General features: G+C 66.1%; 15 protein-coding genes and 1 tRNA gene. 4 read left to right on the forward strand and 12 right to left on the reverse strand.

All coding sequences use genetic code 11. From position 1 onward, the window contains the following. Positions 1–67 precede the first annotated feature (67 nt). Together rpmA and rplU are read right to left on the reverse strand one after the other, a co-directional pair. Positions 68–328 (reverse strand): 50S ribosomal protein L27, encoded by a 261-nt coding sequence (rpmA, locus tag AC099J_RS11135; RefSeq protein WP_479615302.1) that lies wholly within the window; start codon positions 326–328, stop codon positions 68–70. Positions 329–340: 12 nt separating this feature from the next. Next, a complete protein-coding gene (rplU, locus tag AC099J_RS11140) occupies positions 341–652 on the reverse strand; it encodes a 50S ribosomal protein L21 (RefSeq protein WP_479615303.1) in 312 nt (103 codons plus the stop codon). 156 nt (positions 653–808) lie between these two features. On the opposite strand from rplU, the gene AC099J_RS11145 reads away from it, so the two are divergent. Together AC099J_RS11145 and AC099J_RS11150 are read left to right on the forward strand one after the other, a co-directional pair. Next, complete coding sequence (locus AC099J_RS11145) at positions 809–1,792, forward strand: polyprenyl synthetase family protein (RefSeq protein WP_479615304.1); 984 nt, start codon at positions 809–811, stop codon at positions 1,790–1,792. 22 nt (positions 1,793–1,814) lie between these two features. Then, positions 1,815–1,891, forward strand: a tRNA-Pro gene (locus AC099J_RS11150). 127 nt (positions 1,892–2,018) lie between these two features. Here AC099J_RS11150 and AC099J_RS11155 read toward each other — a convergent pair. The 3 genes from AC099J_RS11155 to clpB form a co-directional block, all read right to left on the reverse strand. Further along, positions 2,019–4,022 (reverse strand): PhoX family protein, encoded by a 2,004-nt coding sequence (locus AC099J_RS11155; protein WP_479615305.1) that lies wholly within the window; start codon positions 4,020–4,022, stop codon positions 2,019–2,021. Between the two features lie 232 nt (positions 4,023–4,254). Then, on the reverse strand, positions 4,255–4,587 hold the full coding sequence (locus AC099J_RS11160) for a hypothetical protein (protein ID WP_479615306.1): 333 nt from the start codon (positions 4,585–4,587) through the stop codon (positions 4,255–4,257). A 32-nt stretch (positions 4,588–4,619) separates the two neighbouring features. Continuing rightward, the gene (gene clpB, locus AC099J_RS11165; RefSeq protein ID WP_479615307.1) at positions 4,620–7,220 is read right to left on the reverse strand and encodes an ATP-dependent chaperone ClpB; all 2,601 of its coding nucleotides are present in this window, start codon (positions 7,218–7,220) and stop codon (positions 4,620–4,622) included. Between the two features lie 104 nt (positions 7,221–7,324). Between clpB and AC099J_RS11170 the strand changes: the two genes are divergently transcribed. After that, a complete protein-coding gene (locus AC099J_RS11170; protein ID WP_479615308.1) occupies positions 7,325–7,897 on the forward strand; it encodes a hypothetical protein in 573 nt (190 codons plus the stop codon). On the opposite strand, the gene AC099J_RS11175 is transcribed toward AC099J_RS11170, so the two are convergent. Further along, positions 7,898–8,380 (reverse strand): molybdenum cofactor biosynthesis protein MoaE, encoded by a 483-nt coding sequence (locus AC099J_RS11175; RefSeq protein ID WP_479615309.1) that lies wholly within the window; start codon positions 8,378–8,380, stop codon positions 7,898–7,900. Positions 8,381–8,646: 266 nt separating this feature from the next. Here AC099J_RS11175 and dapA point away from each other — a divergent pair, with 266 nt between their 5' ends. After that, positions 8,647–9,546 (forward strand): 4-hydroxy-tetrahydrodipicolinate synthase, encoded by a 900-nt coding sequence (gene dapA / locus AC099J_RS11180; protein ID WP_479615310.1) that lies wholly within the window; start codon positions 8,647–8,649, stop codon positions 9,544–9,546. Here dapA and moaD read toward each other — a convergent pair. The 6 genes from moaD to AC099J_RS11210 all read right to left on the reverse strand — a co-directional run bounded on the left by moaD (position 9,533) and on the right by AC099J_RS11210 (position 15,622). Continuing rightward, entirely contained in the window at positions 9,533–9,784 is a 252-nt protein-coding gene (moaD, locus tag AC099J_RS11185; RefSeq protein ID WP_479615311.1) for a molybdopterin converting factor subunit 1, read from the reverse strand. The two genes, dapA and moaD, sit on opposite strands and share 14 nt — an antisense overlap. After that, positions 9,781–11,016 carry a molybdopterin molybdotransferase MoeA gene (locus tag AC099J_RS11190; RefSeq protein WP_479615312.1) on the reverse strand — a complete coding sequence of 412 codons (1,236 nt, stop codon included), beginning with the start codon at positions 11,014–11,016 and terminating at the stop codon, positions 9,781–9,783. The genes moaD and AC099J_RS11190 overlap by 4 nt, the downstream gene beginning before the upstream one ends. Further along, positions 11,013–11,549, reverse strand: coding sequence for a molybdopterin-guanine dinucleotide biosynthesis protein B (gene mobB / locus AC099J_RS11195; protein ID WP_479615473.1), 537 nt, complete (start codon positions 11,547–11,549; stop codon positions 11,013–11,015). Before mobB ends, AC099J_RS11190 begins: the two co-directional genes overlap by 4 nt. A 67-nt stretch (positions 11,550–11,616) precedes the next feature. Next, positions 11,617–13,032 carry a threonine synthase gene (thrC, locus tag AC099J_RS11200; RefSeq protein ID WP_479615313.1) on the reverse strand — a complete coding sequence of 472 codons (1,416 nt, stop codon included), beginning with the start codon at positions 13,030–13,032 and terminating at the stop codon, positions 11,617–11,619. After that, positions 13,032–14,354, reverse strand: a complete 1,323-nt coding sequence (locus AC099J_RS11205; RefSeq protein ID WP_479615314.1) for a homoserine dehydrogenase — start codon at positions 14,352–14,354, stop codon at positions 13,032–13,034. The genes thrC and AC099J_RS11205 overlap by 1 nt, the downstream gene beginning before the upstream one ends. Continuing rightward, complete coding sequence (locus AC099J_RS11210; RefSeq protein WP_479615315.1) at positions 14,351–15,622, reverse strand: pyridoxal phosphate-dependent aminotransferase; 1,272 nt, start codon at positions 15,620–15,622, stop codon at positions 14,351–14,353. The genes AC099J_RS11205 and AC099J_RS11210 overlap by 4 nt, the downstream gene beginning before the upstream one ends. Positions 15,623–15,695: the final 73 nt, after the last annotated feature.

Below are 15,695 nucleotides of genomic sequence, written 5' to 3' on the forward strand. Positions count from 1 at the left end.
AAAAGTACAGCCCCACAAACGATGAAGCCCCGCGGAGCGGGGCTTCCAGCACGGACCGCCGAAGCGATCAGGCCGCTGCGGTGATCTGCACCACCTGCCGGTTCAACGCACCCTTGACAGCGAAGGAGACGTGACCGTCGACCAGCGCGAACAAAGTGTGGTCTTTGCCGAGACCGACGTTGGCCCCGGGATGGAAGCGCGTGCCGCGTTGGCGCACGATGATCGAGCCTGCGCTGACCAACTCGCCACCGAAAGCCTTGACGCCCAGCATCTTCGGCTTGGAGTCGCGACCGTTGCGCGTAGAGCCGCCGCCTTTTTTTTGTGCCATGACCTGTACCTCTTAGCCGGCGATCGCACCGATCTGCAGTTCGGTGAACTGTTGACGGTGACCTTGACGTTTCTGATAGTGCTTACGACGGCGCATCTTGAAGATGCGAACCTTGTCGTGCTTGCCATGCGCCACGACAGTTGCCGTGACGGTTGCGCCGGATACCAAGGGCGTACCAATCTTGATCTCGCCGCCGTTGCCGACTGCGAGAACTTGATCGATCACGATCTCTTGGCCTACATCCGCAGCAATCTGTTCTACTTTAATTTTTTCGCCGGAAGCAACGCGATACTGCTTGCCGCCGGTTTTTATGACCGCGTACATGTTGGACCTCTTAGGAGTATGAGTCTTCGGCGGACGAATTTCCACGAAGCCCAACAGTATAGCACTCCGCGCCTAGCTTGACTTGTTCACCATGCCCCGCTCCTCTGGGGGCGATGCCCGCCTTCCTATAATCCGCCAACTTTTCCGGGTTGCAACTTGTCCGTTCATTCTTCCAGCACCGCCGCAGCGGTTGCGCTCATCGCCGACGACATGCTCGACGTCGACCGGCTGATCTCCCAGCGCCTGAGCTCCGGGGTGCCGTTGGTTGGTGAGGTCGCGCAGTACATCATCTCGGCCGGCGGCAAGCGTCTGCGCCCCTCGATCCTGCTGTTGATGTGCGGCTCACTTGGCTACAGCTCGGCGCAGCGCTTCAACATGGCGGCCGTGGTGGAGTTCATCCACACGGCGACGCTGCTGCACGACGATGTGGTGGACGACTCGACCTTGCGCCGGGGACGCGCGACCGCGAATGAAGCGTTCGGCAACCCCGCCAGTGTGCTGGTCGGCGACTTCCTGTATTCCCGCGCCTTCCAGATGATGGTGGAGGCGCAGGACATGCGCATCATGCAGACCTTGGCCGAGGCCACCAACGTCATCGCCGAAGGCGAAGTCATGCAGTTGGTCAACATGCACGACGCGACGCTGGACGAGGCCGGCTATCTGCGGGTCATCCGCTCCAAGACCGCCAAGCTGTTCGAAGCCAGCACGCGCCTGGCGGCCATTCTGGCAAAGTGCGACCCGGCGCTGGAGCAGGCGTGCGCGGATTACGGTCAGGCCCTGGGCACGGCATTCCAGGTCATCGATGACGTGCTGGACTACGACGGGACGCCAGCGGAAATGGGCAAGAACCTGGGCGACGACCTGCGTGAAGGCAAATGCACCCTGCCGTTGATTGCTGCCATGCGCCTTGGCACCGCGACGCAGCGCGAGACGATCCAACTGGCGATCGAGAATGGCGCTGTGGACAACATCGAGGCCATCATCCGCATCGTGCGCGACACCGGGGCGCTGGATGTAACGCGGCAAGCTGCCGCGGTCGAAGCCAGCCGTGCGGTCGAGGCCACGCGGCACTTTCCACGCAATTCCTACACCGAGGCTTTGCTACAATTGGCGGCTCAACTGTTGCAGCGAAGATCCTGAGACACGGATCCAACGCTGCCTACGGGGTGTAGCTTAGTCAGGTAAAGCGCTACGTTCGGGACGTAGAGACCGGAGGTTCGAATCCTCTCACCCCGACCAATTTCCCTGTAGGGGAATATCTCCCACACCATCAATGCAGCGGCTTTTGACGCACGCTGGCATACGCACGAAGAAAAGCCCCGACGCCGTCAGGCCCGGGGCTTTGTTCAGCGCGCGTCGCCGGCTGTCAGGTGCCGACCTTGCCGCCGTCTTCTTTCCAAATCACCACCGTGGCGGGGCGCGGTCTGCCACCGGCACCGTTGTCGGGCCAGTTTGACAACGCCATCGGATTCTGCGCGGCGTACAAGTCTGCACTGGTGCCCGTGGGCACCGTGGGCCGGCGCGGATGACCACCATATTCACCGGGGTGCTGCACGTTGATGAACACGAACTTTTGGTCGGGTGTCCAGGTGATGCCGGTAATTTCGCAGCCCGATGGACCGACCAGGAAGCGACGGATCTCCTTGGTCACGGGGTCGGCTACCAGCATCTGGTTGTTGCCCATGCCGGCGTAGTTGCCGGTGTTGGAGAAATTGCCATCCGTCTGGATCCACAGACGGCCATCGGCGTCAAAGGCCAGGCCATCGGGGCTGTTGAACAGGTTGGCTGCGTTGACGTTGGACGAGCCCACCTGTAGTCCACCCGCGGGGTTGGCGGGGTTGCCGGCCATGACAAACAGATCCCATTCGAAGGTCAATGCCGCAGCATCCTGACCAGCTTCGCGCCAGCGGATGATCTGGCCGTAGATGTTACTGGGGCGCGGGTTGGCTTCGTCCACTGCGGTGCGGCCGCTGTTGTTGGTCAGCGTCAGGTAGACCTCGCCGCTGTCCGGGTGCACGGTGACCCACTCGGGCCGGTCCATCTTGGTGGCGCCTACGGCGTCTGCCGCCAGGCGGGTGTTGACCAGAACACCACCCAGGTCGCCGAACTTGGCGCCCAGCGTGCTGCTGTCGGTCGTCACGGTGGAGGGCACCAGGGCCACCCACTCGCCCGTGCCCATCATGTCGCCAAGCGTCGCGCCAGCGCCGAACTTGGCCACATACAGCGTGCCGCTGTCCAGCAGGTTGCGGTTGTTGGCAACGTTGGCAGCGTCGTAGATGCCGGTGGACACGAACTTGTAGACGTAGTCGTTGGCCTGGTCGTCGCCCATGTAGACCACGACGCGCTTGTCCTTGGCCAGCGTCTGCGCGGCGTTCTCGTGCTTGATGCGGCCCAGCGCGGTGCGCTTCTTCGGCAACGACGTGGCGTCGAACGGGTCGATCTCGACGATCCAGCCCATGCGGTTGGCCTCGTTCGGCTCCTTCGCATAGTCGAAGCGGTCGTCGAACTCTTCCCAACGGTAGCCAGAGCCTGCGGCCGGGATACCGTAGCGGCGCATGTTGGCGTCGCGCGTGTCGCTGCCGCTGGTGGTGCCGAAGTAGCCGTTGAAGTTCTCTTCGCAGGTGAGGTAGGTACCCCACATGGTGTAGCCGTTGCCACAGTTGTTGGACGTGCCCAGCGAGATTTCGCCGGCCGGGTCGGCGCTGGTCTGCACGAGCGCATGGCCGCGCACCGGACCGGTCAGCTGCATGGGGGTGTTCAAGTGGATACGGCGGTTGTAGGCCGAGGGGATCACCACCTGCCAGTTGCCACTCACCAGACGCACATGGACCACCGATACGCCGTGTGCGTGCTGGCCCTTGCGCACCAGTTCCAGCGACCAGGGCGTGGCGCCCGTGTGCACGTCCGGTGGAAAGAAGTATTCGGGGTTGATGTACTCGTGGTTCATCACGAGCAGGCCTTCCGTGCTGTTGTCCTTCGTCAGCGGGAAGAAGTGCATGCCGTCGTGGTTGTCACCGATCTGCAGGGCCTGGTCGGCGGCGGTGTTCGTGGCGTCGGGCTTCCAGGCCGGCGAATTGGCAAACAGCGGATCGCCCCATCGGCAGAACACCGCATGCTTGTAGCCGGCCGGTACGGTGACCGCGTCCAGCGTGTTTGCGGCCACCTGGGTGAAGCCCAGCATGACTTCGGGCGTGTCATCGTCGTCACCGCCACCGCAGGCGGTCAGGCCCAAACCGAAAAAGCCCACGGCGCCCACGCCCAGGCCGGTCTTCAAGAAGCCGCGCCGCGAACGGGCGTGTTCCACGATTTCATTGAAGTGCTGATTGGCACTGGTGTTCGTCGGAATGTCTTCGTGGTCGAGTGCGCTCATCTGGGCTTGTTCCTGATAGGGATGGAAAAAGCTCCGCGCAACCGCAGTGGTGGCTGGCGCGAAGCTGGCTTGCGATCGCTATGTTGCTGCGCTTCAATGACACCGGTGTGAAGGTTTTATGGCACGTCAGTCACACGATCGAGCGTCACGACAGGCCACAAGCGGCCCCACAAGACAAACGCCCGCGAAGCGGGCGTCAGGATTCGTGTGCTCGAAGGGCCGTCGTGCGGGATCAGTGTGGTCGCGTGTCCTTGGGCTCCACGTCTTCGATCTCCGAGGTGATCGCGCCAGGCGCTTCACCCGGACGACGACCATCCGAGCGGTCAGGCCGGCGGGTGGTGGTCTGCTGCCACGTACGGTAGCGCCGCCAGCTTGCCGTGGGGTCGATGCCCAGGCCGAACGCAAGCACCGGCCGCCCGGTGATCTTGGCCCACAGCAAGCGCAAGCCGAACACCACGGCCAGCACGGCCACCGCGACCATCAGGCTCGCCGCCACCACCAAGCCGGCGATGAGCAAGGCTGCTTGCAGCAACAGGCGCAACAGGCCTGCAATCAAATCAGTCACAGGCCTTGCACTCCCTTGCAGACTGGCTTGCATCAATGCACCACCCGGTCAAACCGGAACTCACCAGGCGAGCGGATCGGGTCCACGTCCACCGGGATCACCGACTTGGGCGCAAAGCGCCCTTCCAGCAGCAGCTTGGACAACGGGTTCTCGATGCGCTGCTGGATCGCCCGCTTCAGCGGACGAGCACCATACACCGGATCGAAGCCCACCTTGGCCAATTCGCCCAGCGCCGCAGGGGAAACATCCAGCGTCAGGTCCATGCGCGCCAGGCGTTCGCGCAGCACACGGATCTGGATCGCGGCAATCGCCTCGATGTGCTGGGCGTCCAGGCCGTGGAAGACCACGGTCTCGTCGATGCGGTTCAGAAACTCTGGCCGGAAATGGTTCTTCAACTCGCCTTGCACCGCGTCCTTGATGTCCTCGGCGTCCTGGCCCACCATGGCCTGGATCATGTGCGAACCGATGTTGCTGGTCATCACGATCACGGTGTTTTTGAAGTCCACAGTGCGGCCCTGGCCGTCCGTCAGGCGGCCATCGTCCAGCACCTGCAGCAGCACGTTGAACACATCGGGGTGCGCCTTCTCGACCTCATCGAGCAGCAGCACGCTGTAGGGCTTGCGGCGCACGGCTTCCGTCAGGTAGCCGCCCTCCTCGTAGCCCACGTAGCCGGGCGGCGCGCCGATCAAACGCGCGACCGAATGCTTCTCCATGAACTCGCTCATGTCGATGCGGACCAGGTGGTCTTCGCTGTCGAACAGGAAACCGGCCAGCGCCTTGCACAGCTCGGTCTTGCCCACGCCGGTGGGGCCCAGGAACAGGAACGAGCCGGTGGGCCGGTTCGGGTCCGACAGGCCGGCACGCGAACGCCGGATGGCGCTGGCCACCGCCGTGATGGCCTCGTCCTGGCCCACGACGCGCTCGTGCAGTTTGACTTCCATTTGCAGGAGCTTGTCGCGCTCGCCCTGCATGAGCTTGGACACCGGAATGCCCGTGGCGCGCGCCACGACTTCGGCGATCTCCTCGGTGCCGACCTGGGTGCGCAGCAGGCGCGGCGTGTCCGATCCGCTCTTGCCGGCTTCTTTGGCCTGCGCTTCCTTGAGCTTCTTTTCCAGCTCGGGCAGCTTGCCGTATTGCAGCTCGGCCACGCGGTTGAAATCGCCCTTGCGCTTGAGCTCCTCGACCTGGAAGCGCGCCTTCTCGATCTCTTCCATCACCTCCTTGGAGCCCTGCGCTTCGGCCTTCTCGGCCTGCCACACCTCGTCCAGGTCGGCGATCTCCTTTTGCAGCTTGGCGATCTCCTCTTCGATCAAGCCAAAGCGCTTCTGCGAGGACTCATCCTTCTCGCGCCGCACGGCTTCGCGCTCGATCTGCAGCTGGATCAGTCGGCGATCCAGCCGGTCCATGACCTCGGGCTTCGAGTCCATCTCGATCTTGATCTTGGCGGCTGCCTCGTCGATGAGGTCAATCGCCTTGTCGGGCAGGAACCGGTCGGTGATGTAGCGGTGCGACAGCTCGGCCGCAGCCACGATGGCCGGGTCGGTGATCTGCACACCGTGGTGTGCCTCGTAGCGGGCCTGCAAGCCGCGCAGGATGGCGATCGTCGCCTCCACGGTCGGCTCGCCCACCAGGATCTTCTGGAAGCGACGCTCCAGCGCGGCGTCTTTCTCGATGTACTTGCGGTATTCGTCCAGCGTGGTGGCACCCACGCAATGCAGCTCGCCACGCGCCAGCGCCGGCTTGAGCATGTTGCCGGCGTCCATCGCGCCTTCGGCCTTGCCCGCGCCCACCATGGTGTGCAGCTCGTCGATGAAGACGATGGTCTGGCCTTCGTCCTTGGCGAGGTCCTTCAGCACGGCCTTCAGCCGTTCCTCGAACTCGCCGCGGTACTTGGCGCCGGCCAGCAGCGCGGCCATGTCGAGCGACAGCACACGTTTGCCCTTGAGCGACTCGGGCACCTCGCCGGCCACGATGCGCTGCGCCAGGCCTTCGACGATGGCGGTCTTGCCCACGCCGGGCTCGCCGATCAGCACCGGGTTGTTCTTGGTGCGGCGCTGCAGCACCTGGATGGCGCGGCGGATCTCGTCGTCGCGGCCGATCACCGGGTCGAGCTTGCCCATGCGGGCGCGCTCGGTCAGGTCCATGGTGTATTTCTTCAGGCTGTCGCGCTGGCCCTCGGCGTCGGCGTTGTCGACCTTCTGGCCGCCGCGCACCGCGTCGATCGCCGATTCCAGCGACTTGCGTGAGAGGCCGTTGTCGCGCACCAGCTTGCCGATGTCGGCCTTGCTGTCGGTCAAGGCCAGCAGGAACAGCTCGCTCGCGACGTATTCATCGCCGCGCTTGAGCGCCTCCTTTTCGGCCGCCTGCAGCAGGCTGCCCATGTCACGGTCCAGCGTGATCTGGTCCTGGCCCTGCACCTGGGGCAGGCGCTTCACAGCGCCCTCCGCCGCAGCCAGCAGGCCCTGCACGTTGGTGCCGGCACGCTGCAGCAGCGCGCGCGGGCCGTCGTCCTGCTTGAGCATGGCCACCAGCACGTGGGGCGGCGCGATGTAGGCGTGGTCATTGGCCAGGGCGAGCGATTGCGCTTCGCCCAGGGCTTCTTGAAACTTGGTGGTGAGTTTGTCGATGCGCATGTTCGAGTTCTCCAGAGACTGCCAAAGACATAGGGCTGTTGCGGGACTTTTCAAGGGCGCGCGGCCCGCCGGCTGGCCTTTGGCCGCTGCCTACAATCTGCGCAATGGACATCCGTCAGGTCTCTGTCACCTACCGCGAAGAGCAGGACCGCATCCTCGTGCGCATCAACACCGCACAGGCGGAAGAACTGCGCCTGTGGTTCACGCGCCGTCTGGTGCTGGGCCTGTGGCCGGCCCTGAGCCGGGCCATCGTACAGACCGGAGAACTGGCCGCAGCGGCCGAAGGCCGGCCGGCCCCGGCAGACCCCACGGCGCGCCGCACCATCAGCGCGTTCGAGCGCGAGAGCGCCCTGCGCCAGTCCAACTTTTCCGCCCCTTACCAGGCCGTGGCCGATGCCGCTTTGCCCTTGGGCGCCGAGCCGTTGCTGGTCAGCGAAGTGCGCATCACACCCCAGCCTACCGGCACGCTGCAGATCGTGTTTCAAGAGAAGCTGCCCGACACCCCGTCGCAACGCGGCTTTCAGATCGAGCTGAAGGGCGCGTTGATTCACGGCTTCACGCACCTGCTGGAACGGGCGATCGACGCCGCCCATTGGCGTGCGCCAATGCCAGGCGACCGGCAGGAGCCCGACACGGCCCCCGGCCCGCTGAGGCCGAATCCGCGCTATCTGAATTGATCAGGCGTTGCGCGCGGCGATGCCCCAGCGCGCGAGCGCCGCGTCGTCGCTGACACGCGCATCGACCCAGCGCGCACCTTCGAAGGTCTGCTCCTTCTTCCAGAACGGCGCCTGGGTCTTGAGATAGTCCATTAGGAATTCGCAAGCCTGGAACGCCACGCCGCGGTGCGCCGATGCGACGATGACCAGCACGATCTGGTCCAGCGGAAGGAGCGGGCCGACGCGGTGGACCACGCGCGCGGCATGGATGTCAAAGCGCGCGAAGGCCGCGTCGACCATGGCCTCGATGGCGCGCTCGGTCATGCCGGGGTAGTGCTCCAGCTCCAGCGCGGTCACGGCGCCTGCCACGTCGGGGTGGCGGTCGCGCACCGTGCCAAGGAAGCTGCAGACGGCACCGATGCGCGCGTCCTGCGCCCGCAGCGCGGCCACCTCGGCGCCCAGGTCAAAGTCGGCCGTCTGGATGGTGACGCGGGGCGAAAGCATGGCGTGATTGTGACGGACGCAGGTAGACTTCACGCCCCATGTCCATGCCGCAACGCCACTGCGCCACCGCCTTGCACGCCCGTGCCGGGCGCGCCGCGTGCGCCGCCAAAAAGCTGGGCAAACCGCTGCGCGTCTGACCGGAGCAGCGGTTCCGTCGTCGGATGCGCGACGGAACCCTTGGCCAGCCTGCTCCCACCACGCTCCACGCTTTCGCGCGCATCCTGTCGACGGTGACCTTTCGGTCGTTTACCTCGACAAGGAAAGCCATGCGATTGCCATCTGATACGCCCCCTGCGCCCGTCTCGTTCACGGGCTTGTGGATTCCCCTCGTCACGCCGTTCCAGGACGGCGCCGTCGACCATGCCGCGCTGGCGGCGCTGGTGCGCAAGCTCAAGCCACACGGCATCGCCGGCTTTGTGGCCTGCGGCAGCACGGGCGAAGCCGCCGCGCTGGACGCCGACGAACAACTGGCCGTGCTGGACACGGTGCTGGCAGCGGCCGACGGGCTGCCCGTGGTCATGGGCGTGGGCGGTTGCAACCTCCGACGCGCGCTGGCCATGGTCGCCGCCGCGTGCGAACGCGCGATTGCTGGCCTGCTGATCGCGCCGCCTTGCTATGTGCGGCCGGCACAGGCGGGGCTGCTGGATTGGTTTCGCACACTGGCCGACGCCAGCACCGTGCCGGTGGTGGTGTACGACATCCCGTATCGCACGGGCGTGGAGCTGCCGCTGGCCACGCTGCTGGCGCTGGCCGAACACCCGCGCATCCGCGCGATCAAGGACTGCGGCGGCGACGCGGCCAAGACCCAGGCCTTGATCGCAGACGGTCGACTGCGCGTGATGGCTGGCGAGGACGCCAACATCTTCACGGCCATGGCCCTGGGCGCGGCCGGCGCCATTGCGGCCAGCGCGCATCTGCACACCGGGCGCTTCACCCGCGTGGTCGCGCTGCTGGCCGACGGCCACCTGCACGAGGCACGTGCGCTGTGGCGCCCCCTGCAGCCCTGGATCGCGGCGCTGTTCAGCGAGCCGAACCCGGGGCCGGTCAAGGCTCTGCTGGCGCATGCCGGCGACATCGGCCCGGAACTGCGTGCACCCATGACGCAAGCGTCGGCGTTGCTGTTGCAGCGCTTGCTGGCGCTGCAGGCGCCGCTCAGCCGCCCGTGACGGGGGGGAAGAACGCGACTTCGCTGCCCTCGCGCAGGGCAGCGGATTCGTCGCTCATCTGCTGGTCCAGCGCCATGCGCACGGCACGGCCACGGGCCAGCAGCGCGGCGTAGGCACTGCCCCGGGCCAGCAGTTCGTCGCGCAGCGCGCCGAGGGTGGCGGCCTGCGTGTCGACCTGTTCCGCGCCCAGGCCCAGGCCTTCGCGGATGGAGGCGAAATAACGCACCTGAACCTTCATGCCCAGAGATCTCCGAACGGCAGGAAGCGCACCGTGTCGCCGTGGGCAATCGTCTGGCCCGGCGCCGTGTCCACGAGCCCATCGCCCCAAACCGTGGACGTCAGCACGCCCGAGCCCTGGTTGGGGAACAGGTCCAGCCCACCCTGGTCATTGCGACGCGCGCGCAGGAACTCGCGGCGGCGGTCGGCGCGCGGCCAGTCGAAATGGGCCGTCATGGGCACGGGCTGCGGATGCAGTTGTAGGGCGCCCTGTAGCGCGAGCAGGAAAGGCCGCACCAGCACCAAAAACGTGACGAGGCTGGACACGGGGTTGCCCGGCAACCCGATGAAATGGCAGGCACCCTGGGCGCGGTCGATGCGGCCATAGGCGAAGGGCTTGCCCGGCTTGATGGCGATCTGCCACAGGTCCAGCCGGCCCAGTGCCTGCACCGCAGGCTTCACATGGTCTTCTTCACCGACGGACACACCGCCGCTGGTGAGGATCAGGTCGCTGTGCTGGCTGGCCTCGCGCAGCGCGGCGAGCGTGGCCTCGCGCTGGTCGGGCACCACACCCAGGTCGTGCACCTCGCAGCCCAGGCGCTGCAGCAGGCTGCGCAGGAAATAGCGGTTCGAGTTGTAGATCGCACCGGGGCGCATTTGCGCGGGTGCCACGGTGCCTGGCATCACGAGCTCGTCGCCGGTCGAGAACATCGCGACACGCGGCCTGCGGGCCACGGGCAGTGCGGCCAGGCCGATGCTGGCCGCCAGGCCGAGTGCAGCCGGCGACAAGCGCGTGCCACGCGCCAGCACCGCGGCACCCAGGGCGATGTCTTCGCCCGCGCGGCGAATGGCCAGGCCGGGCCGCGGTGCGCGGCGCACGCGGATGCGGCCGTCGTCCAGCAGCTCACAGTCTTCCTGCATGACGACCGCGTCCGCACCGGCGGGCACCGGCGCGCCCGTGAAGATGCGTGCCGCGCTGCCCGCCACGAGCGGCGTGCCGACCGCGCCGGCCGCGATGCGCTGGGACACCGGCAGCACGGCGCCATCGGCCGCTGCGTCGACGCAGCGCATGGCGTAGCCGTCCATGGCGCTGTTGTCCCGCGGCGGCACCTGCAGTTCAGACCGCAGATCTGCCGCCAGCACGCGGCCATCGGCTTCGAAGGTGGACACGGTGTCCACGCCTGGCAACGGTGCGGCATGGGCCAGCAACTCGGCCAGCGCTTCGTCCAGGGACTTGAGCGGGGAAGCGTTCATGCGGTGGTGTTCTCGAATAGCGTGGCATTGTCGAGCAGCCAATGCGCGAGCGCGGGCACGTCGTTCAGATCCAGCACCGGGCACGTGGGCGGCGGCAGCAGTTCGGCCGGGGCATCGGTGGCGATGGCCTGCACGCGCCCGTCCACCGGGTAGCGCGGCGGCCGGGTGTCGCCCGCGCGCCGCACTTCGATGCGCGCGATGTCGTCGTGCTTGAAGCCTTCGACCAGCACCCAGTCCACGTCGCGCCGCAGCTCAGCGATGAGCGTGGCGACCGTTGGTTCCTGTTCGGCCTCGTATTCGCGGATCACCGCCAGCCGCCGGCTGGACGCCACGACGACCTCGAAGGCCCCGGCCTCGCGGTGCCGAAAACTGTCCTTGCCGGGATGGTCGATGTCGAACCCATGGTGCGCGTGCTTGACGACGGACACGCGCAGCCCGCAGGCCTTGAGGGCCGGGATCAACTGCTCGATCAGCGTGGTCTTGCCGGCGCCCGAGTAACCGGCGAAGCCGACGACTTTCATCGCCCCGGTCAGCGCCGCCCGGCGGCCGCAAGTCGCTGACGCGCCCCCTCACCGGGCAACGATGCGCGTGGGGGCCCGCTCATGGGCAATGCGTGGCGATGTAGGCCTTGACCACGTCCACGTCGGCGGCGATGCGGTGCACACGGCGCGGCAGGGCTTCGATGCCTTCGAACCGGGCAGGCCGGTCCGGCGCGCGGCCCAGGGCTTCGACGATGGTCTCGGCAAACTTGATGGGCAGGGCCGTCTCCAGCACGACCATGGGCACGCCGCTCTGCAGATGCTCGCGCGCCACCTTGAGGCCGTCGGCCGTGTGCGTGTCGATCATCTGGCCGAAGCGCTGCCAGGTGTCCTGGATGGTCGCCAGCCGGTCGGCATGTGTGCTTTTGCCGCTGGCAAAGCCGAAGCGACCGGCCGCGGCGGCAAACAGCGGGTCGGCCTGCAGGTCGAAGCGGCCGGCCTGCGCCAGTTGCGGGCCGAACAGCTGTGCGGTGCGCGTGCCATCGCGCTCCAGCAGGTCGAACACGAAGCGCTCGAAGTTCGAGGCCTTGGAAATGTCCATGGACGGGCTGCTGGTCTCGTGCGTGTCGGCGCTGCCGCGCACGCGGTAGACGCCGGTGCGGAAGAACTCGTCCAGCACGTCGTTCTCGTTCGTGGCGACCACCAGTTGGGCAATCGGCAGGCCCATCATGCGCGCAACGTGGCCGGCGCAGACATTGCCGAAATTGCCGGAGGGGACGGTGAAGCTGACAAGGTCCCCGTCCTTCTGCGTGGCCTGGAAATAGCCCGCGAAGTAGTAGACGACCTGCGCCAGCAACCGCGCCCAGTTGATCGAGTTGACGGTGCCGATGCGGTACTTGCGCTTGAAGTCCAGGTCGTTGGACACGGCCTTCACGATGTCCTGGCAATCGTCGAACACGCCATCGATGGCCAGGTTGTGGATGTTTGCGTCCTGCAGGCTGAACATCTGCGCCTGCTGGAACGGGCTCATGCGGCCGTGCGGCGAGGTCATGAACACGCGCACGCCCCGCTTGCCGCGCATGGCGTACTCGGCCGCGCTGCCGGTGTCGCCGCTGGTGGCGCCCAGGATGTTCAGCTCTTCAGCGCGACGGGCCAGCTCGTACTCGAACAGGTTGCCCAGCAGCTGCATGGCCATGTCCTTGAAGGCCAGCGTGGGGCCGTTGGACAGGGCTTCGAGGTAGACGCCGTCTTCGAGCTTGCGCAACGGCACGATGGCATCCGTGCCGAACACGTCGCGCGTGTAGGTCTTGGCACAAAGCTTCTTGAGATCGGCCGCCGCAATGTCGTCGATGTACAGGGACAGTACTTCGAACGCCAGCTCGGCGTAGGGCAGTTGGCGCCAGCGTTGCAGCGTCGCGGTGTCGACCTGCGGGTAGCGCTCGGGCAGGTACAGGCCACCGTCGGGCGCCAGGCCTTCCAGCAGGATCTCGCAGAACTGCTTGCGATCCGCATGCCCTCGGGTGGAGACGTAGCGCATCAGGCCAGCTCCTCCTTGCGGATGCGGGTGATGGCGGTCAGCACCGTGGGCAAGGCCTGCATGCTGGCCAGGGCGGCGTTCATCTTGGCCTCCTGGCAGTCGTGCGTGAGGATGATCAGGTCGGTCTGCGTCGAGCCTTCGCCACCGACTTCATCGGCCTCGCGCTGCAACACGGCGTCGATGCTGATGTCGGCCTCGGCCAAGAGGCCCGTGACCTTGGCCAGCACGCCGGCCTGGTCGGCCACGCGCAGGCGCAGGTAGTAGCTGGTGACGACCTCGCCCATGGGCAGCACCTGCAGGTCGCTCATTTCATCGGGGTGGAAGGCCAGATGCGGCACGCGGTGCGCGGCGTCGGCCGTGTGCAGGCGCGCGATGTCGACCAGGTCGGCAATCACGGCGCTGGCGGTCGGCTCGCTGCCTGCGCCCTTGCCGTAATACAGCGTCGTGCCCACGGCATCGCCCTGCACGACGACGGCGTTCATCGCGCCCTCGACATTGGCAATCAACCGCTTGCTCGGCACCAGGCTGGGGTGCACGCGCAATTCGATGCCATGGGGCGTGCGCTTGGTGATGCCCAGCAGCTTGATGCGGTAGCCCAATTGCTCCGCGTAGCGGATGTCCTGCGCGGCCAGCTTGGTGATGCCTTCCACATAGGCCTTGTCGAACTGCACCGGGATGCCGAACGCAATGGCCGACATGATGGTGGCCTTGTGCGCGGCGTCCACACCTTCGATGTCAAAGGTCGGGTCGGCCTCGGCGTATCCCAGGCGCTGCGCTTCCTTGAGCACGACGTCGAAGTCCAGCCCCTTGCTGCGCATCTCCGACAGGATGAAGTTGGTCGTGCCGTTGATGATGCCGGCGATCCACTGGATGCTGTTGGCCGTGAGGCCCTCGCGCAGCGCCTTGATGATGGGGATACCGCCGGCCACGGCCGCCTCGAATGCGACCATCACGCCCTTCTTGTGCGCGGCTTCGAAGATCTCGGTGCCGTGCACGGCCAGCAGCGCCTTGTTGGCGGTGACCACATGCTTGCCGGCAGCGATGGCTTCGAGCACCAGCTGCTTGGCAATGCCATAGCCGCCGATCAGCTCGATGACGATGTCGATGTCCGGGTTCGCGATGACCTGGCGCGCGTCGGCAACGACCTGCACCTGGTCGCCGACGATGGACTTGGCGCGTGAGACGTCCAGGTCCGCCACGGCGGTGATCTCGATGCCACGGCCGGCGCGGCGGCGGATCTCTTGCTGGTTGCGGACGAGGACGTTGTAGACGCCGCTGCCGACGGTGCCGATGCCGAGCAGGCCGACTTGGATGGGTTTCATGCGAGTGCCGCGATCGAGGAAGAAGAAGGGGAAGACGGAGATGCCGCGCGCACGCGCTTGCGGTAGTGCTCCAGGAAGGTGGCGATGCGCCCGATGGCCAGCCGCAGGTCGTCTTCGTGCGGCAGGAACACGATGCGGAAGTGGTCTGGCGTGGGCCAGTTGAAGCCCGTGCCCTGCACCAGCATGACCTTGGTTTCCTGCAGCAGCTCGAGGATGAATTCCTGGTCGTCGGCGATCGGGTAGACCTTGGGGTCGAGCTTGGGGAACATGTACAGCGCGGCGCTCGGCTTGACGCAGCTGACGCCCGGGATCGCCGTGATCAGCTCATACGCCAGGTCGCGCTGGCGCCGCAGTCTGCCGCCTTCGCCCACCAGGTCGTTGATGCTCTGGTAGCCGCCCAGCGCGGTTTGGATCGCCCACTGGCCCGGCACGTTGGCGCACAGCCGCATGTTCGAGAGCATGTTCAGGCCCTCGATGTAGTCACGCGCGGGCTTCTTGTCACCCGACACAACCAGCCAGCCGGCGCGGTAGCCGCACGAGCGGTAGCTCTTGGACAGCGAGTTGAAGGTCAGCGTCAGCACGTCATCCGACAGGCTGGCGATCGCCGTGTGCTTCACGCCGTCATACAGCACCTTGTCGTAGACCTCGTCGGCGAACAGCACCAGCCCGTGCGTGCGCGCAAGCTCGACGATGGCCTTGAGCAGGTCGTCCGAATACAGCGCGCCCGTGGGGTTGTTCGGGTTGATGACGACGATGCCCTTGGTGCGAGGCGTGATCTTGGCGCGGATATCGTCCATGTCGGGCATCCAGCCATTGGACTCTTCGCAGCGGTAGTGCACCGGCGTGCCGCCGGACAGGCTCACGGCGGCTGTCCACAGCGGGTAGTCGGGCGAGGGCAACAGCAACTCGTCGCCATCGTCCAGCAGCGCGTTGGTGGCCATCACGATGAGTTCGCTGGCGCCGTTGCCCAGGTAGATGTCGTCCAGCGTCACGCCCTTGATGTGCTGCTTCTGCGTCTCGTGCATGACGGCCTTGCGCGCCGCGAAGATGCCCTTGCTGTCGGAGTAACCGGCCGAGTTCGGCAGGTTGCGGATCATGTCCTGCTGAATCTCCTCAGGCGAATCGAAACCGAACACCGCCAGGTTGCCGATGTTGAGCTTGATGATCTTCTGGCCTTCTTCTTCCATCTGGCGCGCAGCGTCCATGATGGGGCCGCGAATGTCGTAACAGACACTGGCCAACTTGGCAGACTTCTGGATGGTTCTCATGCTGTCTCCACGGGCAAAAATGCCGAGCGACCCATGGACAGATCCTTCGGCAAGGCAGGCGTTGCGGGATGGC

It is taken from the genome of Rhodoferax sp. RT4P68 (genome assembly GCF_056521305.1).